This is a genomic window from Vibrio sp. ES.051 (genome assembly GCF_002563795.1).
In the GTDB taxonomy this organism is placed as follows: domain Bacteria; phylum Pseudomonadota; class Gammaproteobacteria; order Enterobacterales; family Vibrionaceae; genus Vibrio.
The window spans coordinates 688,312-706,195 of sequence record NZ_PDJL01000004.1; the positions used below are offsets into that span (position 1 = coordinate 688,312).

Annotated in this window: 22 protein-coding genes; 9 read left to right on the top strand and 13 right to left on the bottom strand. The window is 45.1% G+C overall.

Annotated features, from left to right (window positions below; all coding sequences use genetic code 11):
- Nucleotides 1–104: 104 nt before the first annotated feature.
- A complete protein-coding gene (locus ATG66_RS09545; protein ID WP_098415071.1) occupies nucleotides 105–1,358 on the bottom strand; it encodes a uracil-xanthine permease family protein in 1,254 nt (417 codons plus the stop codon).
- A 370-nt stretch (nucleotides 1,359–1,728) separates the two neighbouring features.
- Between ATG66_RS09545 and ATG66_RS09550 the strand changes: the two genes are divergently transcribed.
- Nucleotides 1,729–2,922, top strand: a complete 1,194-nt coding sequence (locus ATG66_RS09550) for a DUF2066 domain-containing protein (RefSeq protein ID WP_098415072.1) — start codon at nucleotides 1,729–1,731, stop codon at nucleotides 2,920–2,922.
- Nucleotides 2,923–3,055: 133 nt separating this feature from the next.
- Here ATG66_RS09550 and ATG66_RS09555 read toward each other — a convergent pair whose 3' ends face one another.
- The 4 genes from ATG66_RS09555 to ATG66_RS09570 are packed head-to-tail and all read right to left on the bottom strand — an operon-like array spanning nucleotide 3,056 to nucleotide 5,913.
- Nucleotides 3,056–3,496 (bottom strand): DUF2069 domain-containing protein, encoded by a 441-nt coding sequence (locus tag ATG66_RS09555; protein ID WP_098415073.1) that lies wholly within the window; start codon nucleotides 3,494–3,496, stop codon nucleotides 3,056–3,058.
- Nucleotides 3,497–3,518: 22 nt separating this feature from the next.
- On the bottom strand, nucleotides 3,519–4,088 hold the full coding sequence (gene wrbA, locus ATG66_RS09560; protein WP_098415074.1) for an NAD(P)H:quinone oxidoreductase: 570 nt from the start codon (nucleotides 4,086–4,088) through the stop codon (nucleotides 3,519–3,521).
- The gene (arsC, locus tag ATG66_RS09565; protein WP_098415075.1) at nucleotides 4,089–4,439 is read right to left on the bottom strand and encodes an arsenate reductase (glutaredoxin); all 351 of its coding nucleotides are present in this window, start codon (nucleotides 4,437–4,439) and stop codon (nucleotides 4,089–4,091) included.
- Nucleotides 4,440–4,455: 16 nt separating this feature from the next.
- Nucleotides 4,456–5,913, bottom strand: coding sequence for a beta-barrel assembly-enhancing protease (locus ATG66_RS09570; protein WP_098415887.1), 1,458 nt, complete (start codon nucleotides 5,911–5,913; stop codon nucleotides 4,456–4,458).
- A gap of 257 nt (nucleotides 5,914–6,170) precedes the next feature.
- Between ATG66_RS09570 and ATG66_RS09575 the strand changes: the two genes are divergently transcribed.
- Nucleotides 6,171–6,407, top strand: coding sequence for a sulfurtransferase TusA family protein (locus ATG66_RS09575; RefSeq protein WP_179885679.1), 237 nt, complete (start codon nucleotides 6,171–6,173; stop codon nucleotides 6,405–6,407).
- A 1-nt stretch (nucleotide 6,408) separates the two neighbouring features.
- A complete protein-coding gene (locus tag ATG66_RS09580; protein WP_098415077.1) occupies nucleotides 6,409–7,482 on the top strand; it encodes an AI-2E family transporter in 1,074 nt (357 codons plus the stop codon).
- A gap of 72 nt (nucleotides 7,483–7,554) precedes the next feature.
- On the opposite strand, the gene bcp is transcribed toward ATG66_RS09580, so the two are convergent.
- Together bcp and ATG66_RS09590 are read right to left on the bottom strand one after the other, a co-directional pair.
- On the bottom strand, nucleotides 7,555–8,025 hold the full coding sequence (bcp, locus tag ATG66_RS09585) for a thioredoxin-dependent thiol peroxidase (protein WP_098415078.1): 471 nt from the start codon (nucleotides 8,023–8,025) through the stop codon (nucleotides 7,555–7,557).
- 16 nt (nucleotides 8,026–8,041) lie between these two features.
- Nucleotides 8,042–8,584 (bottom strand): glycine cleavage system protein R, encoded by a 543-nt coding sequence (locus ATG66_RS09590; protein ID WP_098415079.1) that lies wholly within the window; start codon nucleotides 8,582–8,584, stop codon nucleotides 8,042–8,044.
- A gap of 521 nt (nucleotides 8,585–9,105) precedes the next feature.
- Here ATG66_RS09590 and dapA point away from each other — a divergent pair.
- Together dapA and bamC are read left to right on the top strand one after the other, a co-directional pair.
- Nucleotides 9,106–9,984: a 4-hydroxy-tetrahydrodipicolinate synthase gene (gene dapA / locus ATG66_RS09595; RefSeq protein WP_098415080.1), complete on the top strand. Its 879-nt coding sequence runs from the start codon at nucleotides 9,106–9,108 to the stop codon at nucleotides 9,982–9,984.
- A gap of 81 nt (nucleotides 9,985–10,065) precedes the next feature.
- Complete coding sequence (gene bamC, locus ATG66_RS09600; RefSeq protein WP_098415081.1) at nucleotides 10,066–11,085, top strand: outer membrane protein assembly factor BamC; 1,020 nt, start codon at nucleotides 10,066–10,068, stop codon at nucleotides 11,083–11,085.
- 94 nt (nucleotides 11,086–11,179) lie between these two features.
- Here the strand turns inward: bamC and ATG66_RS09605 are convergent, their stop codons facing one another.
- Genes ATG66_RS09605 through ATG66_RS09620 form a run of 4 tightly spaced genes read right to left on the bottom strand, consistent with a single transcriptional unit; the run spans nucleotide 11,180 to nucleotide 13,604 of the window.
- A complete protein-coding gene (locus ATG66_RS09605; RefSeq protein ID WP_098415082.1) occupies nucleotides 11,180–11,368 on the bottom strand; it encodes a DUF2897 family protein in 189 nt (62 codons plus the stop codon).
- Complete coding sequence (locus ATG66_RS09610) at nucleotides 11,362–12,063, bottom strand: M15 family metallopeptidase (RefSeq protein WP_098415083.1); 702 nt, start codon at nucleotides 12,061–12,063, stop codon at nucleotides 11,362–11,364. Before ATG66_RS09610 ends, ATG66_RS09605 begins: the two co-directional genes overlap by 7 nt.
- A 35-nt stretch (nucleotides 12,064–12,098) precedes the next feature.
- Nucleotides 12,099–13,235: a succinyl-diaminopimelate desuccinylase gene (gene dapE, locus ATG66_RS09615; protein WP_098415084.1), complete on the bottom strand. Its 1,137-nt coding sequence runs from the start codon at nucleotides 13,233–13,235 to the stop codon at nucleotides 12,099–12,101.
- 18 nt (nucleotides 13,236–13,253) lie between these two features.
- Nucleotides 13,254–13,604 (bottom strand): ArsC family reductase, encoded by a 351-nt coding sequence (locus ATG66_RS09620; protein WP_098415085.1) that lies wholly within the window; start codon nucleotides 13,602–13,604, stop codon nucleotides 13,254–13,256.
- Between the two features lie 330 nt (nucleotides 13,605–13,934).
- Between ATG66_RS09620 and ATG66_RS09625 the strand changes: the two genes are divergently transcribed.
- On the top strand, nucleotides 13,935–14,222 hold the full coding sequence (locus ATG66_RS09625; protein WP_098415086.1) for a winged helix-turn-helix domain-containing protein: 288 nt from the start codon (nucleotides 13,935–13,937) through the stop codon (nucleotides 14,220–14,222).
- A 38-nt stretch (nucleotides 14,223–14,260) separates the two neighbouring features.
- On the opposite strand, the gene ATG66_RS09630 is transcribed toward ATG66_RS09625, so the two are convergent.
- Nucleotides 14,261–14,593, bottom strand: coding sequence for a DUF4156 domain-containing protein (locus ATG66_RS09630; RefSeq protein ID WP_098415087.1), 333 nt, complete (start codon nucleotides 14,591–14,593; stop codon nucleotides 14,261–14,263).
- Nucleotide 14,594: 1 nt separating this feature from the next.
- A complete protein-coding gene (locus ATG66_RS09635; RefSeq protein ID WP_098415088.1) occupies nucleotides 14,595–14,951 on the bottom strand; it encodes a DUF2956 domain-containing protein in 357 nt (118 codons plus the stop codon).
- Between the two features lie 146 nt (nucleotides 14,952–15,097).
- Here ATG66_RS09635 and ATG66_RS09640 point away from each other — a divergent pair, with 146 nt between their 5' ends.
- The 3 genes from ATG66_RS09640 to ATG66_RS09650 all read left to right on the top strand — a co-directional run bounded on the left by ATG66_RS09640 (nucleotide 15,098) and on the right by ATG66_RS09650 (nucleotide 17,814).
- Entirely contained in the window at nucleotides 15,098–15,583 is a 486-nt protein-coding gene (locus tag ATG66_RS09640; RefSeq protein ID WP_098415089.1) for a DUF2919 domain-containing protein, read from the top strand.
- Nucleotides 15,584–15,628: 45 nt separating this feature from the next.
- Complete coding sequence (locus tag ATG66_RS09645) at nucleotides 15,629–16,531, top strand: Dyp-type peroxidase (RefSeq protein WP_098415090.1); 903 nt, start codon at nucleotides 15,629–15,631, stop codon at nucleotides 16,529–16,531.
- 149 nt (nucleotides 16,532–16,680) lie between these two features.
- Entirely contained in the window at nucleotides 16,681–17,814 is a 1,134-nt protein-coding gene (locus ATG66_RS09650; protein ID WP_098415091.1) for a flagellin, read from the top strand.
- The last annotated feature ends 70 nt before the right edge of the window (nucleotides 17,815–17,884 follow it).

Genomic DNA, 17,884 nt, shown 5'->3' on the forward strand with positions numbered 1-17,884 from the left:
CAGAACAGAAATTAAAAAAGGCTTGATTTTCATCAAGCCTTTTTTGTACGCGGCGGTTAAGACAAATAATCAAAGTCTTCTGTCTTAAAGACAGCGCAGCGATATTATTTCGCGTTATCTTCTTCCATTTGTGCATTGTCGATGACGTGGTTCTCACCCAAGTCGTTTGGTAGCACTAGGTTAAGAATGATAGCCACAATCCCACACAAGCTCACGCCTTGTAGGCTGAACTCGCCAATACCGAAAGCCATACCACCAATACCAAATACTAATGTTACCGCTACGATCACCAAGTTACGCGACTTGTGAAGGTCAACGTTATTTTTGATTAACGTATTTAGACCGACGGTCGCGATAGAGCCGAACAGCAGGATCATAATGCCGCCCATCACAGGGATAGGGATAGTTTGAAGTGTTGCCCCTAGCTTACCGACAAGCGCAAGCACGATGGCAGTGATCGCGGCCCATGTCATGATGGCTGGATTGAATGATTTAGTTAGCATAACGGCACCGGTAACTTCACTGTAAGTGGTGTTTGGTGGGGCACCAACCATGGAAGCGGCGATCGTCGCAATCCCATCTCCTGCGATTGTGCGATGTAGGCCTGGCTTTTTCAGGTAGTTCTTACCTGTTACATTTGAGATAGCCAGCATGTCGCCCACGTGTTCTACCGCTGGTGCAATAGCCACGGGGATCATAAACAGAATCGCGTTGATGTTGAACTCAGGTGTAGTGAAGTTTGGCATTGCCAACCACGCGGCTTGAGTCACAGGGGTAAAGTCCACCACACCGTAAAAGAGTGATACTGAATAACCTGCTAGGATGCCGCCAACGATAGGAACCAGCTTGAGGAAACCTTTTGCGAAGACACTTAATACGATAGTTGTGAGCAAAGAGACCGCGGAGATAATGATTGCCGCATCGCCGTTAACCAGTTGTACCGCGCCATCGCCAGTTTTGCCTACGGCCATATTTACCGCTGTTGGCGCCAAGCCAAGCCCAATGACCATGATCACCGGACCAACAACCACTGGGGGCAAAATTTTATGGATAAAACCAACACCACGAACCTTAATCATTGCACCGAGTGCAACGTACACCAAACCTGCGGCCATTAAGCCACCCATGGTTGCACCGATACCCCAAGTTTGGATACCGAACATAATAGGAGCAATAAACGCGAAAGAAGAGGCAAGAAAGATTGGAACGGAACGTTTAGTCATTAATTGGAAGAGGAGGGTACCGACACCAGCACCAAAAAGGGCCACGTTGGGGTCAAGGCCAGTGAGGAGTGGCACAAGTACCAGAGCACCAAAAGCGACAAAGAGCATTTGAGCGCCTTGTAACGCATTTTTCATAATAATTCCCTATTTAAAGATACGCAGACAAATCCGGCGAATTCTATCATCCTGTAATCGTTTGCAATGTTGCCTGGATCAAACTTTGAGTTGAAGTTATAAGACAAATGACGATTTTGAGAGCTGGTTGCTTGCAAATTGGTCTGTTTTGCGAGTCCGGTAGAGGTTGTTTGTTTGATGATTTAATTATCGCGATAAGACCATAAACAATCACGCTTTTATAAAAACAGAGAGTAGCGCGTATATACCAAGGTTGTTAACCAAACGGCTTTAACTCGTTAAGATACAGGCAATTTACTCAGAGCTTGCCTTGCTCAAGGTTTGATAGTTGCTTATTATTCGGGTTCTTGTTTAGAGGATTATAAAAACTATGCGCTATTTAGCTCTCTTACTGATAGGTTGGTTGTCCCTACCGGTATATGCATTAACTCAGGTAGATATCTATCGTGCTGAAGTGGTTATCGACAATGAGCAGAACAACGGTGAGACATTGGCTCGTCAACAAGGTATGCAAGATGTGATTGTTCGAGCTACGGGTTCTCAATCCTCATTAAGCAATCCTGTTATTAAAAAGGCGCTCAGCTCCAGCGCGCGCTATATATCACAACTGAGTTATGGTCAGATAAATGGGCAAACAAGTTTGAAGATGCTTTTCAATAGTGGTCAAATCAGCGCGTTGCTCACTCAGGCTCAATTGCCGTCTTGGTCTCCCAATCGACCTAATATCTTAGTTTGGATGGTTGAGGAACAAGACTATGATCGCAACATCGCTTGGGAGCACTCCGGCTCACCCAACATTGCAGCACTTCGCGGGGCGGCGCAATCAAGAGGTTTGCCGATCACGATCCCTGTCGGGGATTTTGATGATGTAACGGGCGTGAATGTTTCTGATTTATGGGGGGGATTTATTGAGCCAATTGGTCAAGCAAGCCAACGCTACCAAGCTGATGCGATTCTTGTTGTGCGTGCTCAAGGAGATCAGATTCGTTGGACGCTGTACGATCAATCGCCAACAAACATTCTTGATGTGCAACGCTCTGCTCGTAATGGCTCTGAATCCGGCTCCAATGCAATTGCTGCTATGGTAGACGGAATTGCCGACTATTATGCGAGTAAGAGTGCGGTGGTGGTTTCTGGGAAGTCTTCACAAGCGCTTGCAGTGAAAGTGCTTAACGTTACATCTGCAGCCGACTTCTTCCGTTTAGAAAATGCACTAAAACAACTTAATTCTGTCGCAGGAATTGAAGTCAAGCGTGTTCAAGGTAATGAGTTGACGTTAAATATCCACTTGTTGGCCTCTCAACAAGCCTTTGAGAAAGAGCTATCATCGATCTCTCAGTTGAGGGAGGTTGAAAACATGGTTCCGGCACAACAACCAGAGCAGTCTGCGCAAGTGGAGCAAACAAGAAAGCCTGCAGCGGAAGCAGAAGGGCAGTCCGAAGCTCCGGCTGACATGATTGAAGAGTCTAGCGAAGAGAGAGTAAAAGCGGTTGAATCCCCTGCTGGTGTTACGCCAGTGCAAGAGCAGTATGATCTTATCTACCAATGGCGCACGGCGTCATAGTGTTTATACCAACCACAGTAAATGGTAAAAAATAGCATAGAAAAAAGAGTCGCGATTGGCGACTCTTTTTTGATATCTAGATTCTAGATTAACGGTTGATGATACCTATCACGCTCATTTGAGTTTCATCGTATTATTTATTGAATTTCGACTTTTCTTCCTTTTCTACTTGGGATAAAAGTTTTAGTTTTAGCCCTAGTTCTTTACCTCTCGCCCTAGCAAATAAAATATTCCCTATAAAGCCTAATGACGTTAGCAGTAACTCCACTGCCGCAAGCCAACGTTCGCCGCCATCCACATAAAGAATGGTCAGGGCGTGTAAGAAATACAGCATCAGAACAAAGTTAGCCCAAGCGTGAGTATAAGGTTTGCCCGCTAAAATTCCGGGAAGTGGAAGTAACAAAGGAATACACCATGCAATAGCCAATGTTGTACTGCTTAGGTGAGGGTGAGGCGATAACGCAAGCTGCCAAATAGCGACCCAAGTTAATAAGGCTAAATTGCCAAACAAAGCGAGGTAACGGTAAGTTTTAGCCTGCGTACCGAGTGGTATTTGGTCGAAAGAGTCAGACATCGATGAACTATCCTTGAATTTACTAACAGACTTTTAATTTTAACGCTGTGGTTGCGAGTCGTTTGCCTAATTTTTGTGCCAGGCGAGCCTCTTCATTGGTGAGGCTAGGCTCCTGACCCACACTACTTGCACCATAGGGCGTGCCCCCCGACTGTGTGGTGTGTAGCTCTGGTTCTGCATATGGAATCCCCATTACCATCATCCCGTGATGCAATAAAGGAGTCATCATGCTTTGTAATGTTGTTTCTTGACCACCATGCATCGAAGATGAGGAGGTAAAGACACAAGCAGGCTTATCAATTAAGTCACCACCAACCCATAGAGAAGTCGTTTGATCCCAAAGGTGTTTTAAAGGGGCTGCCATGTTGCCAAACCAGACAGGGCTGCCGAAAGCGAGACCGTCACATGTCTTCAGTTCTTCTAGAGTAACAATTGGATCGGAAGGGGGATGTGAGTCAGGTGACAATTCTTCAACTGTACGTAAAATTGCTTGGCAATGAGGAGTCGATTCAACCCCTCTTGCAATCTGCCTTGCCAACTGTCTTGTGGAGCCGTGACGGCTGAAGTACAAAATAAGGATTCGGCAATCCATTTATAGAATATCCAACACTTGTTCTGGTGGGCGACCAATCTTCGCTTGGCCATTGGCAACGACAATTGGGCGTTCAAATAGCTTAGGGTTTGTAGCCATGGCCTCGAATAGTTGCTCATCGGTTACAGATGCTTCACCTAAGCCTAACTCTTTATAAATGGCTTCTTTTGTACGCATCATTTCACGTACAGATGATAAACCGAGTTGAGTGTAAAGTACTTTGAGTTCATTTACATTCAGAGGTGTATCTAGGTATTTGATGATTTCTGGTGTAATACCGTTTTGCTCAAGTAGCTCAAGAGTTTGACGGCTCTTTGAGCAGCGAGGGTTGTGGTAAATCACGACTGACATGGTTTTCTCCATTTCGTTATTGTAATGCCATGAATCGATCTCTTTGGATCATGAGTTGGTCAATACGAGCATCGTATCGCGCTTGTTCTAAGCTACCCAGTTTGGCCATTTTACTTGCTTCACTATAATATTGAATCGCTTTATTCCAGTTTGCTCGTAGTGCCAAAATTTCAGCACGTGCGGCCAATTCTTCATCACTACGGCCTAATGCATGATAACTTTTCGAGAGTAAGTGCCAGCCGTTTGTGTCTTCTGGGTAATCATGGGTGTAACGCTGAAGAACACGCACGGCCAGAGTGTTTTGATTACCTTCAAGTAGCGCATTGGCATAGTTGATGGTTAAAACTTTATTCTGAGGATTACGAGAGAGCGCCCGGTTGAGCATTTCTATCGCTTTGTCTGGTTGCTTTTTCTCAATATATAAATCGGTCATGGTATCAAGGTAGAATGGGTTACTTGGGTCTTGTTCTAAGAGCTTTTCCAAAATCGGTTCTGCTTGAGATAAGCGCTTACTATCGAGATGCACCAAAGCTCGTCCATAATCGAAAGCCAGCGTGATATCTGCCGAGGCTTGCTTTTGTGTACGTTCAAACCAATTAAGAGCGGCTTGTCCATCAATGCCTGCATAACGCGCCACTATGCGCGCACGAGTTAGGTGGTAGTCTATCGACGGGACGACTCGCATTGGTGGGTAGGTTCTGGCTCGCGCACGGCTATCGGTAATACGGTCTTCGGGTAGCGGATGCGTTAGCAGCATTGGTGGTGGCTTACTGGCATAGCGATACTCATCGGCAAGGCGTCCAAAAAAGCGAGGCATGGCTTGCACTTCGAAGCCTGCTTTTGCCAGCGTCGAAATCCCAAAGCGATCCGCTTCTTTCTCGTTAGTGCGAGTATAATTGATTTGGCTTTGCATATTGCCCGCAGTTGCCGCGGTAATTGCCGCCATCCCCGCTTCTGGGGAGGCAATAGAAAGTAGTAAAGCTCCAGCGAGCGCAGCCAATGTTGCAGGAGAACGGCGTGCTTGTTCTTCCATGCTACGAGCGAGGTGGCGTTGCGTGACGTGTGCGATCTCGTGCGCCACAACAGAGGCGAGTTCACTCTCAGAGCGAGCATGAAGAAACAAGCCAGAGTGCAACGCGACGTAACCACCAAAAAACGCAAACGCGTTAATATTACGGTCGCGGATCATAAAAAAGTGAAACGGGGTTTTTACGTCATTCGCATTGGCAACCAGACGGTGGCCTAAAGAATCGATGTACTCATTAATCACGGGGTCATTGACGAGAGGCTTACTGGCTCTAAGCATGCGCATATACGCATCGCCATAAATCAACTCTTGGTCTATCGAAAGCGTGCCTCCAGCAGCCGTACCGATTTCGGGCAAATCCATGCTGTTGGTATTGGCATAAGTGGTCGGCGAACTGATTACAGCAGCAAGACATAAACAAACTAGCGAGCGAGTGCGTTTTAACATACGTTTAAAGGGGTCTCCAAAAATACCTAAGCGTGTGGTTGGAGGTAGAGGTTCTCCTAGCATGCCACATGTCTTTTGGTCATCCGCGTGGATATACGCTAGCAATAAGACCGGAAATGAACGAATTGGTTTCGTAAATTTCTTTATACCCGAGTCATTTTAGCATGTGGTTAAATCATGTTAGAAGTGCTAGCACCAGCTTAAAAAGCCGTTACAATACAACCCTATCATAAGTGCAGAGCAATACAATGGAATCGATGTTACTTGATTTGCGCGAACAACGTTGCCCAATGGCGCTGTTGCTTGCAAAACGTCACGCTGCTGAGGCCTTTCAAGGAGAAGCTCAACAGTATCATCAACTTGTCATTCAAGTAATGGATAGCAGCTCTAAACGAGACATCGTGAACTACCTAAGTGCCCAAGGGTACCTAGTCGATTGCCAATCTACACCCGAGCACTACACATTGACTGTCTTCAATAAGGAATCCTCATAAGATGTTTGAAATGGTAAATCGCTGGTACAAGCGACGTTTCTCTGACCCTCATGCAGTAAGCCTCGTCGCGATCTTACTGTTTGGTTTCATCACCATTTACTTTTTTGGGCATTTGATTGCGCCATTGCTTGTCGCGATCGTTTTAGCTTATCTTCTTGAATGGCCTGTCGTTAAGATGTGCCGTTTGGGAGTGCCGCGCACATTGTCGGTCATCATCGTTATTTTAATCTTTCTTGGGTTAATGTTAATCGCCATGTTTGGTTTAGTGCCGACAATTTGGACTCAGGTCGGAAACCTTATCAACGACATTCCGAATATGTATAACGGTCTGCAAAAGTTCATCGTTACGTTGCCAGAGCGTCACCCTGAGTTGGCGAATTTACAAATTGTGGAAACGGTTTTTAGTAATGCAAAAAACCAAGCATTAGGATTGGGTGAAAGCGTTGTTAAAGGTTCACTTGCTTCATTGGTGAGCATTGCAACGTTAGTGGTGTACTTGATTTTGGTGCCGCTATTGATTTTCTTCCTGTTAAAAGACAAAGAAGAGATGTTAAGAATTGCGAGTAAAATTTTGCCTAAAAATCGTAAGTTGGCAAATAAAGTTTGGCATGAGATGAATGAGCAAATCTCTAATTACATTCGTGGCAAAGCACTTGAAATTTTAATCGTTGGTAGCGTGAGCTACGTAACTTTTGCGATTTTGGATTTACGTTACTCGGCGTTACTTGCGGTAGCTGTTGGTTTGTCGGTATTGATCCCTTATATCGGTGCGGCAGCCATAACGGTACCCATTGCTATTGTCGGTTTGTTCCAATGGGGATTGACCCCTCCGTTTTATTGGCTACTCCTTGCCTACAGTATTATCCAAGCGTTAGATGGTAATGTGTTGGTCCCTGTGTTGTTTTCTGAGGCCGTCAACTTACACCCGGTCGCAATCATTGTTGCCGTATTGGTATTTGGTGGTATGTGGGGCTTTTGGGGCGTCTTCTTCGCTATTCCATTGGCGACACTAGTGAAAGCGGTTTGGCATGCGTTGCCAAGTACAGAAGAAAACCAGACTGCGGAACAAGAATAGCAAGCAGTAAACGACAGAATAAGAAAACCCAGCAGAACGCTGGGCTTTTATTGTGTCGTGACGCGATATCGATTACGCGTTTTGGTTAAGGTAGTTCAGAACCACTTCGTGGTGGTCTTTTGTTTTGAACTTATTAAACACGTGTTCAATCACGCCGTCTTCATTAATGAGAAAGCTAATACGATGAAGACCATCATAGACCTTACCCATGAACTTTTTTTCGCCCCAAACGCCAAATTGCTCGGCTACGGTATGATCTTCATCTGAAAGTAAGGTGAAGTTCAATTCGTTACGTTCTATAAACTTACCCAACCGCTTGACAGGGTCGATGCTTACGCCCAATACAACGATATTGTGCGCGTCTAGCTCTGCTTTAATATCACGCAGACCTTTTGCTTGCGTAGTGCAGCCTGGCGTCATTGCTTTAGGATAAAAATAGAAAAGTACTTTTTTACCTTTAAAGTCATCAAGAGAAACGGTGTTACCGTCTTGGTCGAGCAAAGAGAAGGCTGGCGCTGGCGAGCCTACTGTCAGCGTATTCATGGTGATTTCCTTTACTTTATAGTGTGTTTTTAATGAAATTCAGAGAACCTTGTACGTTGAGTGACTTACAAAGTTCATCGAAATTTTCTTGTAATTGCATTAGATTACTGTCGGTACTGACTGATGCGGTAATTGCGATGTGAAATTGGTCAGTATCACGCTGAATTTTCGACTTACTGATAGTTTGGGCGCTCAGGGAGTCTAAGCCGATCTGTTGACCCGCGAAGAAGCGAGTAAATTCTTCTGTTAGACCAAGGCGGTCATCAGACTCGATAAACACTTCCATGGTGTAACTGTGGCCGAGTAGCTCATGAGAGGCCGTTCGCTTCATGATCGTAATCAGATCATGCTCTTGGCCCAATAGCGGCAGTTGTGTTTCTACGCGGGTGACATTACTAGCGTTGCCAGTAAGTAGCATGATCAGAGTAAATTCATTTCCAAAGATAGCTATGCGGCTATCGACAATGTTACAGCCAGCTTGAGTGACCAGTTTTACCACTTGGTTACAAATGCCCGGACGGTCCGTTCCAACTGCTGTAAGTACCAGATTTTGCTTCATAAATGAGCTTCTTGTCCTTTTTTGAATAGGAAGATGTTAGCACAAATATTGACGAGAAATACGAGTCCGTTCTTTTTTTAGTTTATAAAAAAGCAAGCTGACTGGAGAGTGTCAGCCTGTATTTTTGATTTCAACGTCTGAGTGCTAAGCAATAAAACTTTCTCTGCTCATTTGCTGACGATTTGGTCTTTTTATTCACTCAAGCCTGACTTAGCCGACATAACCCAAGAGTATATTTTCGATTTCAGAGTAGAGTGGCATTAAGTATTGTTTCGCTATTTTTCCAATCACTGATAGATTCTAAAGTCACTCGAATATAGAGCCATGCGGCTCACTAACTACTAGGCCTAACACGATTATTAAGATTGTTGGGAATTAAACCAAATCGAGTAATTAAGTTGCTAGACCTCTAACAACTGATAATTATTCATTCATTTGTACTTTGTAAGCGAGTTTACGCTCTTGTGTTTTTCAATCGCATTACAGTACCATGCAGAAAGAGTAAAGTGAGGGAGATAAACATGTTTTCAGGAAGTATCGTAGCGCTGATTACACCATTCAAAGCGGATGGTGAAGTAGACTTTGACAGTCTACAAAAGCTAGTAGAGTACCACGTAGAAGCCGGTACAGACGGTATTGTGGCTGTAGGCACAACAGGCGAGTCAGCGACACTGACGATTGAAGAGCATGTAAAGGTCGTGAATAAAACGGTCGAGTTTGCCGACGGTCGCATCCCTGTGATTGCTGGTACGGGAGCAAATGCCACCCACGAAGCAGTTACATTTAGCAAATTATTGGCTGATTCTGGTATTTCAGGTTTCCTGAGTGTGACACCGTATTACAACAAGCCCACTCAAGAAGGTTTGTTCCTGCATTACAAGGCGATCGCTGAAGCAAGTGATGTGCCTCTAATTTTGTATAATGTACCAGGTCGTACTGCGGTAGATATGCAGCCAGAAACAGTGGCTCGCTTGTCAAAGCTTGATAATGTTGTTGCATTAAAAGACGCGACAGGCGATTTGAGTCGAGTTGCACTTCATCGTGAACTTTGTGGCGAAGATTTTATCTTACTAAGCGGTGATGATGCGACGGGACTCGATTTTGTGGAACTTGGCGGCAATGGTGTTATCTCGGTAACCAACAATATTGCGGCTAAAGACATGGCAGACATGTTCGATTTGGCAAGTGAAGGTAAGTGCGAAGAAGCTAAGGCGATTAACCAGCGTTTAATGACGTTGCATAAGAACCTTTTCATTGAGGCAAGCCCTATCCCGGTAAAATGGGCAGCGCAAAAGCTTGGCTTGATTGAAGACGGTGGTTTGCGTCTTCCTTTAACCACTCTGTCTGAAAAATCGCAGCCGATCGTGGAGCAGTCGTTAACCGACGCCGGTATTTATTAAAATTGAGCTATTAAGATTGAGTTACTAGGATTGAAGTTCATGCTGAGGGTCGGATAAGCCCTGAGTATTTTAGGAGTATAGATGAAGCTTTCAAGCCAGTTAGTGTTAAGTTCATTAGCTGTATTCGTATTGACTGCCTGTTCAGGTGGTGCCAATCAGCGTCGTCAAGCAAAAGACGACTTCGAGTATTTGAATTCCCAAAATTTGGGTGAGTGGAATGTCCCACAGGGGGCACAACCTCAGTTTTACCCAAATTATGATATCCCTCAGGGTGATTATGTCGGTGGCGTGGGTAAAGAAGTAGATATTCGTCCACCACAACAGGTGCTAGAGCTTATTCCTGGTGCTCGTCTTGATCGTAATCGTGATGGGGAAGTGACACTTTGGTTACTCCGAAAAGACGAGTTGGATAAGGTTTGGCAAACGGTGCTGGGTATGGTTGAAACCAATCAAATTCCGGTTGAAAGCCAAACGGATTCGCGCATCGAAACAGGTTGGGTCACTTGGGACTCTCCAGATGAAGATTTAGAAGTTGGGAGTCGATATGAGATTGTGCGTACAGAAGCCAATGGTCGACATGGTTTTAAAGTAAACCTTATTGACTGGCGTGAAGGTAACCAAGTAAAAGAGGTCACGGCAACCAATCGTGAGCGTTACAATGCATTCATGACTAACTTGGTGACAGCTCGCTACGATCAAGACGTGCGTGAACAAGCACAACGTAACGCACAAGAGTTGGTGAAGCATATCCCAATTACCATGGGTAAAGACCGCAGTGGGCTTCCAGTTATCGTTGCTCGTGCACAATACAATATGCTTTGGCAGCGTTTGCCAAACATCTTACCTAAGATGGGTTTTACTATTGAAGAGCGGAGTCAGTCTCAAGGTACGGTTACCGCAAAATATGCATCTCCAGATGATGAGTTCTGGAATGAGATTGGTGTTAAACCGGTTGATTTAGACTCAGGTAAATATACATTCCTATTTGGTGATTTAGGTAACCGAACTTCTATTAACATCACCGACTCTTCAGGTAAGCCAGTCGAGGAGGCGTTTCTAAAATCGCTAGCACCGGTTTTGGCCAGCGTTGTGAAGCAGTAGTCAGAAGCGAAGAAATAGAAAAGGGACTCACGCGGTCCCTTTTTTATGCGGATTGATTTACTCTGAGATGGGCACTTGGTTAACGAGTCCCGTCTCAGTTTTTGTCATTGCTCTCATCACGTGCTTTATCAAGTTTATTCAGTTGGTCTAAGTCATTTTTTCGACTTTTATCCATCTGACCTAGCTTCATATTGGCCGTGTATTTTAGCGCTGCAATATTACCAATGACCACGCTCAGCACCACCGTGATGATAACCCAAGGGTTAGTAAGCAGTTCTAACATAGCGCCTCCGGCGATGTAATATTGTGAATAAATTTAGCAGTAACCGTCTCTAAATTATTCAATATGACGTCAATACCTGCAATGCTTTTGATCTGATTCTGCTGGATTAACTGATTTTTCAGTAGATCTGGCGTTAAATGTGTCAGGCATTGCTGTGATACCGCTTTATGGCTGATATGCCAAGGTTCAATTGCGACGCCCCCCAAATCTTGCTGGTAAGGGAAAAAGAAGCCGAAATCTTCAAGATGCGCTCGTAACCATTGATGAAAATCGTACTGATGGCCTTGCAAATACTCCCATGGCTCCAATTGAAGTTTAGTGTCTTGTGGCAATAAATTACGGGCATAAACATCAAAATCACACCCCCAATGATGACGACTTCCTCCAGGTAGGGCTGACCATCGGAGAATGGCCATCAGTTTCTCTTCGTCGTTTAAATCTGTCTTGTTTAACGGTTGAGAGTGAGAATCTTGAATGGGCAAATCGCCGGAAAACTTCCCGTTCCAAATGGCGCGTTGGCGTTCAAAATCTCGAAATCCACTGGCGATCTCCATTTTAAAGCCGGCACTTGAAGCCACTTCAATCATTCTGAGTAGGTCATCGGCCACATCTGGATGCATCAGAAAGGCCTTTTGACCAACCATGGTCGATTGAAGGTGAGTATCTGTCGTTCCGGTGAGTTGCTCTGGTGTCATGATGTTCTCAGTACTGGATGGCCTATTTCGAGCGTTTATTTCGCCAGCAAATGTTTCAGTGTGTTTTGGTACATGCCAGTGAGTTTCTCTAGGTCGTCGACTTTCACACATTCGTTCACTTTATGGATGGTGGCGTTAACTGGGCCTAGTTCGACGACTTGCCCCCCCATACGTGCAATAAAACGGCCATCAGAGGTGCCGCCAGTGGTCAGTAACGCTGGCTTAGTATCGTTAACATCTGCTACCGCAGCGACAACGGCATCGAGCAATGCCCCCGTGTCAGTTAAGAACGGTTCACCGTTGAAGGTCCAGCTTACTTCATAGTTCAGATCATACTTATTTAAGGTCTCTGTAACACGCTGAACGATTAAGTCGTTGCTTAGCTCGGTGCTAAAACGTAGGTTGAACTGCACGTTAAACTCACCAGGAATTACGTTAGATGCGCCTGTCCCAGCAGAGACATTCGGGATCTGAAAGCTGGTCGGTGGAAAGTAATCATTCCCTTGATCCCACTCGGTCGTTGCGAGTTCATGGATCGCCAGTAAAGAGGCGTGTACTGGGTTATTCGCGAGGTGAGGATAGGCCACGTGTCCTTGTGTCCCTTTTACCGTCAAGTCACCGGTAATTGAACCACGACGTCCGTTTTTGACAACATCTCCCACCACGTCAGTACTTGAAGGTTCGCCGACGATGCACATGTCGATGTTCTCGCCACGCGCCATCAACGTTTCTACAACGCGAACCGTACCGTTGATAAATGGACCTTCTTCATCCGAAGTAATTAAAAAACCAATAGAGCCTTTGTGGTCAGGGTTATCCGTAATAAAGCGCTCAACGGCGACAACCATTGCAGCTAACGAGCCTTTCATATCGGCTGCCCCACGACCGTAGAGGTAGCCATCCATAATGGTTGGTTCAAAGGGAGGGGTATCCCAATCTTCCAGCTTGCCTGCTGGTACAACATCGGTGTGACCGGCGAAAGCAAACAATGGCGCTTCTGTGCCCCGTCGTGCCCAGAAATTGGTTGTGTCTTCAAACACCATCACTTCAATATTAAAACCGAGTGCTTTTAAGCGCTCAATCATCAGGTTCTGGCAACCTGCATCCTCAGGGGTTACGGATTGTCTGCTGATCAGATCTTTAGCAAGTGCCAACACAGGACTGTCTGTCATCCTTGAATATTCCTTAAATTATGAATTAAAAATAGTGGTGTATTGATCCGCTTTGAAACCGATATGCAGTTGATCATTCACTCTTAAAATTGGGCGCTTAACCATCGCAGGGTTTTCCACCAATAGAACGATGGCGTTTTCTTCATTGAGAGAGTCTTTTTGTTCTTGCGTCAGCTGTCGGTAGGTCGTGCCGCGTTTGTTGACCACCTGTTCCCAACCTAATGCGTGACAAAACTCTGTCACCATCGCGGTATCAATGCCTTGTTTGCGGTAATCATGAAAATCATACGCGATACCTTCAGCGTCTAACCACTTTTTGGCTTTTTTAATCGTATCGCAGTTTGGAATACCGAACATGGTAATCGACATAGTGTTCCCTTTTTTCTTTATTCTGTTTACACGAGTAGAGTTGATTCGTGTATGAACGATTTGGAGTTGTTACCGCATCCTATCAAGAAGCAATCAAACTGACAAAATGCGGTAGAACATAATTTCTATAACCACTCTACTCTCTACCCACATAACATGAGGTTGTTTGGGGGAGAGGTATCGATGTTACAACTCAAGAATTGGTTACATTAGACATAAAGTGAATAAAAAATTGTCTAAATCAAATAGAAAGGTCGAGTTATTGATCAAACGCAACATCTCGTTGGGCAAAAAAGAAATAATGAGTTAGCACAATTTTAGGAGGTGTCAATGGAATTGAGTCCTGTTTTTGCAAGGCGACTATATTTGGCCTTGCTGGTGGAAAACCTAGAAAGGCCGAATGTGCCGAAGTTGATCGAAAAAACGGGGTGGCCTCGTCGTACGATTCAAGATGTACTAAAGGCATTACCGGGGATTGGTATTGAACTTATATTCGTTCAAGATGGTCGACGTCATAATGACGGCTATTATCAACTTTCAGATTGGGGGCCTTTTGATTGCCAATGGGTCCTAGAGCGGGAGAGAGATATCGCTAGCAGTCTTGGATTTCGTGCATAAGCCAGCAGTCGCTGGCTTTTTTTCATGCTCTTTGAGCTTTATTTACAATGATAAGCGGTTCCGAGCACGCTAAATGAAGTAGTAAAGTCTTGAGGTGCAATCATGTCAATCGTATTGGCGCCTAACGCGGCTGCATTGTTTTTCAGATCAATCACAGCGCCTTGCAACATGGCATCGTTAGTGAAGAAAAGATAGCTATACCAATGACCTTCACTGCCTGTCACTTCGCCTAAGTACTGGCAATTAGACGGGTTGAACTGTTCATCAAGGCGAAGTTCAACTTGCTGACTTTGATCATGAATTTTGACTGACGGCGTCGCGCAGCCAAATAGAGAGAACATCGCGCATCCAATAACAATAAGTCTTTGCATGTTAATTCCCCATCAAAACATAAGCGGCGAATCCTACCCAGCTGATCACAAGCAAACCCCAAGGGAGCATGGAATATGGCGTAGACTTTGATTCCAAGGTTGCTGGCGTATTTTGTTCAATAGCTGGTTGATGTTGAATTTGTTTTTCTTTTTGTTGTTTCTTTTTTGCTTTGTCTGCTTGCCGGCTCCGCTCTTTTTGTTGTTTTTTGTACAGAGCAATGCCTTTCTCAATACCTTGTGCGATTAACTTCGTTTGTTCTTTTGTTTGGTTTGGCTTTTGAGTCGCTTTGGCTATTTTCATGGCTTCTGTTTGCGTTTCTTGGGAAGGCGTTGGGGCTGCTGTATTTTTTTGTTTCATATTTTTATTCGACGTCGCTGTAAACCAGATCTTAGTTTACCTGCCAAAGGCGACGAAATGAACTGTAGTTCTCACCTTTACTCGCTTGCAACTCTGAAGTGATAGGTTAAGGTGACATTTTTTATCACATTTAAGAAGAAGAGATTGTGCGCTACTCATTTGACCAATATGACACCCATGGAATTTTAAAAGCGCCCATTTTTTTATGGTTAGGGTGGATGTTTCTTGCGCGTTCATGGGTTGTGTTTGCTATGGCAGGCGTCAGCCGTGACAGCGGGAGCAAGATATTAGCGATTGTGTATCCAGACTCAAATACCCTATATTTAGGCCTTGCAATGGGGGTACCAAGCCTATTGTTAATGTGGTTAATGGGGCTGCGCCATCCAGATAGAAACTGGGTGAACCAAGTGACCCGTTATGGTCGAGAAGTAACTTTGATCTTATGCGCCATTCAACTCGCCCAGAGCGTGTATCATGTGTACTTGGAACATGGTGTTTTTAACTGGGCAAACGCTCTTACCATGACTTTATTAACTTGGTTTATGATTTATCTTCTAAACGGAAGATGGGTGAAAGACTGTTTTCATGTGCCACAATTGAAGCGCAGCAATGGACAGCCTTCGAAGAATTAAAAACAATAACCTCCCACACTGGGGCAAAGTATAGAGGAAACCTCAATGCCACAAGCTCAAACGGCGATCGTGCCGGAAGCAGGGCCATTTGCACTGTACACTCAATTTAAAGTGAACCAAAACCGTGAAAACGTGTTGGCAAAATTGAAAGCGCTGCCGAAACTGGTTGAAGAGTTAAATATCACTCAACCGGGCGCAGCACTGACACTTTCTATCGCATTCACAAAGTCGTTTTGGGAACACCTCAATGTAGACGTGCCAGAAGGGCTGATTGATTTCACTCAACTTGGGCAAGGTGACATCGTTGCCCCAGTGAGTGAAGTCGATGTTCTCATTCACTGTCACTCTACACGCCATGATTTGCACTTTTATGTACTACGTACATTCCTGGAAGCGACAGCGGGAGATGTCACGCTCGTGGACGAAACGTATGGTTATCGCTACCTTGATGCGCGCGATATGACTGATTTCATTGACGGTACCGAAAACCCGAAAGGTGAGGCTCGCGCTGACGTGGCTTTGCTTAAAGAAGGGCCGTTCGCTAGTGGCAGCTACGTAATGGTTCAACGCTTTGAACATAACCTTGCGGCCTGGAACCGGTTGAACGTAAAAGCGCAAGAGAAAGTGATTGGGCGTACTAAGCCAGACTCTATTGAGTTAGAAGATGTGCCAGCGGCGTCTCACGTTGGTCGTGTGGACATTAAAGAGCACGGCAAAGGTCTTAAAATTGTTCGTCACAGCTTACCTTACGGCACCGTTACAGGTCCACATGGTCTGTTGTTCATCTGTTACTGTAATACGCTGCATAACATCAAAGTGATGTTAGAAAGCATGTATGGTGTAACGGATGGCAAAACAGACCAAATGCTGCGTTTCACAAAAGCGGTAACAGGGGCTTACTTCTTCGCGCCTTCGCAAGAAATGCTGGCTGAACTGGCAATTAGATAAGTCTGCACAAATTATTCCTGTAGCCCTCCAAAAGGAGGGCTTTTTGTTTTCAGTTCATTTGCCATTACTTTTTCAAAGAAACTACTAAACCTTTGTGCTACTTGGTCGATAAGTATCCAAAGCCCTAGATAACTTGGAGTCAGCTTCTCGTGGCGATCACTGTTAATACCAATGTTGCAGCACTTGTCGCACAACGTCATTTGACCAGTGCGACGGAGATGCTGAATCAATCCATGGAGCGTTTGTCTTCAGGGAAGCGTATTAACAGCGCAAAAGATGATGCTGCGGGTCTGCAAGTCTCCAATCGCTTACAATCGCAAATGCGAGGTTTGGATGTTGCTGTGCGTAACGCTAATGACGGTATCTCCATCATGCAGACTGCTGAAGGCGCGATGAAGGAAGTGACTAACATCATGCAACGCATGCGTGATTTGTCACTTCAATCCGCCAATGGTTCCAACAGCAAAGCGGAACGTACTGCGCTACAAGAAGAAGTCACCGCGCTAAACGATGAGTTAAATCGTATTGCGGAAACAACTTCGTTTGGTGGACGTAAATTGCTTAACGGCAGTTTTGGTAAATCAGCATTTCAGGTTGGCGCGGCTTCTGGTGAGGCGGTGCAAGTGGAGTTGAAATCGATGCGCAGCGATGGCATCGAAATGGGCGGCTTTAGTTATCTCGCGAAAGGGCGTGCGAGTTCCGATTGGCAAGTTAAAAACGGTGCTAATGAACTGAAAATGTCTTTCACTAACCGCTTTGGCGAAAGGGATGAGATCGAAATCAATGCCAAAGAGGGGGACGATATTGAAGAGCTTGCTACTTACATTAATGGTCAAACTGATAAAGTCACCGCGTCTGTCAATGAAAAAGGGCAATTGCAGATCTTTATGGCGGGTGAAGAAACGGCTGGGGCGATGTCGTTCTCTGGCAATCTTGCCGATGAGCTTGGTCTAGAGTTAAAAGGCTACGATGCCGTCGACAACATCGATATTACTTCTGCGGGAGGCGCGCAACAGGCGGTTGCTGTTTTAGATACTGCCATGAAGTATGTGGACAGCCATCGTGCAGAGCTCGGTGCTTACCAAAATCGCTTTAATCACACCATCAACAATCTGGATAATATCCACGAAAACTTGGCGGCCTCCAACAGCCGCATTCAAGATACCGACTACGCCAAAGAAACCACGCAAATGGTGAAGCAGCAGATCTTGCAACAGGTCAGTACCTCCATTTTAGCTCAAGCGAAGCAAGCGCCAAACCTCGCGTTAACCTTGCTTGGCTAACGACTGGCTTTTCGTCATTTCAACGCAAAACCTGATTTTATCGACAGCTTAAGAATAAGCTTTAGTGAAA

Excerpts from the sequence above, each read along its gene's own strand:
- arsC (WP_098415075.1), bottom strand. The coding sequence starts at position 4,439 with ATGTCAGTCGTGATTTACCACAACCCTCGCTGCTCAAAGAGCCGTCAA.
- dapE (WP_098415084.1), bottom strand. The coding sequence starts at position 13,235 with ATGACAGACAGTCCTGTGTTGGCACTTGCTAAAGATCTGATCAGCAGA.
- ATG66_RS09625 (WP_098415086.1), top strand. The coding sequence starts at position 13,935 with ATGGAATTGAGTCCTGTTTTTGCAAGGCGACTATATTTGGCCTTGCTG.
- ATG66_RS09620 (WP_098415085.1), bottom strand. The coding sequence starts at position 13,604 with ATGTCGATTACCATGTTCGGTATTCCAAACTGCGATACGATTAAAAAA.
- ATG66_RS09580 (WP_098415077.1), top strand. The coding sequence starts at position 6,409 with ATGTTTGAAATGGTAAATCGCTGGTACAAGCGACGTTTCTCTGACCCT.
- ATG66_RS09635 (WP_098415088.1), bottom strand. The coding sequence starts at position 14,951 with ATGAAACAAAAAAATACAGCAGCCCCAACGCCTTCCCAAGAAACGCAA.
- bcp (WP_098415078.1), bottom strand. The coding sequence starts at position 8,025 with ATGAATACGCTGACAGTAGGCTCGCCAGCGCCAGCCTTCTCTTTGCTC.
- ATG66_RS09605 (WP_098415082.1), bottom strand. The coding sequence starts at position 11,368 with ATGTTAGAACTGCTTACTAACCCTTGGGTTATCATCACGGTGGTGCTG.
- ATG66_RS09545 (WP_098415071.1), bottom strand. The coding sequence starts at position 1,358 with ATGAAAAATGCGTTACAAGGCGCTCAAATGCTCTTTGTCGCTTTTGGT.
- ATG66_RS09590 (WP_098415079.1), bottom strand. The coding sequence starts at position 8,584 with ATGAAGCAAAATCTGGTACTTACAGCAGTTGGAACGGACCGTCCGGGC.
- ATG66_RS09555 (WP_098415073.1), bottom strand. The coding sequence starts at position 3,496 with ATGTCTGACTCTTTCGACCAAATACCACTCGGTACGCAGGCTAAAACT.
- bamC (WP_098415081.1), top strand. The coding sequence starts at position 10,066 with ATGAAGCTTTCAAGCCAGTTAGTGTTAAGTTCATTAGCTGTATTCGTA.
- dapA (WP_098415080.1), top strand. The coding sequence starts at position 9,106 with ATGTTTTCAGGAAGTATCGTAGCGCTGATTACACCATTCAAAGCGGAT.
- wrbA (WP_098415074.1), bottom strand. The coding sequence starts at position 4,088 with ATGGATTGCCGAATCCTTATTTTGTACTTCAGCCGTCACGGCTCCACA.
- ATG66_RS09575 (WP_179885679.1), top strand. The coding sequence starts at position 6,171 with ATGTTACTTGATTTGCGCGAACAACGTTGCCCAATGGCGCTGTTGCTT.
- ATG66_RS09645 (WP_098415090.1), top strand. The coding sequence starts at position 15,629 with ATGCCACAAGCTCAAACGGCGATCGTGCCGGAAGCAGGGCCATTTGCA.
- ATG66_RS09630 (WP_098415087.1), bottom strand. The coding sequence starts at position 14,593 with ATGCAAAGACTTATTGTTATTGGATGCGCGATGTTCTCTCTATTTGGC.
- ATG66_RS09570 (WP_098415887.1), bottom strand. The coding sequence starts at position 5,913 with ATGTTAAAACGCACTCGCTCGCTAGTTTGTTTATGTCTTGCTGCTGTA.
- ATG66_RS09550 (WP_098415072.1), top strand. The coding sequence starts at position 1,729 with ATGCGCTATTTAGCTCTCTTACTGATAGGTTGGTTGTCCCTACCGGTA.
- ATG66_RS09610 (WP_098415083.1), bottom strand. The coding sequence starts at position 12,063 with ATGACACCAGAGCAACTCACCGGAACGACAGATACTCACCTTCAATCG.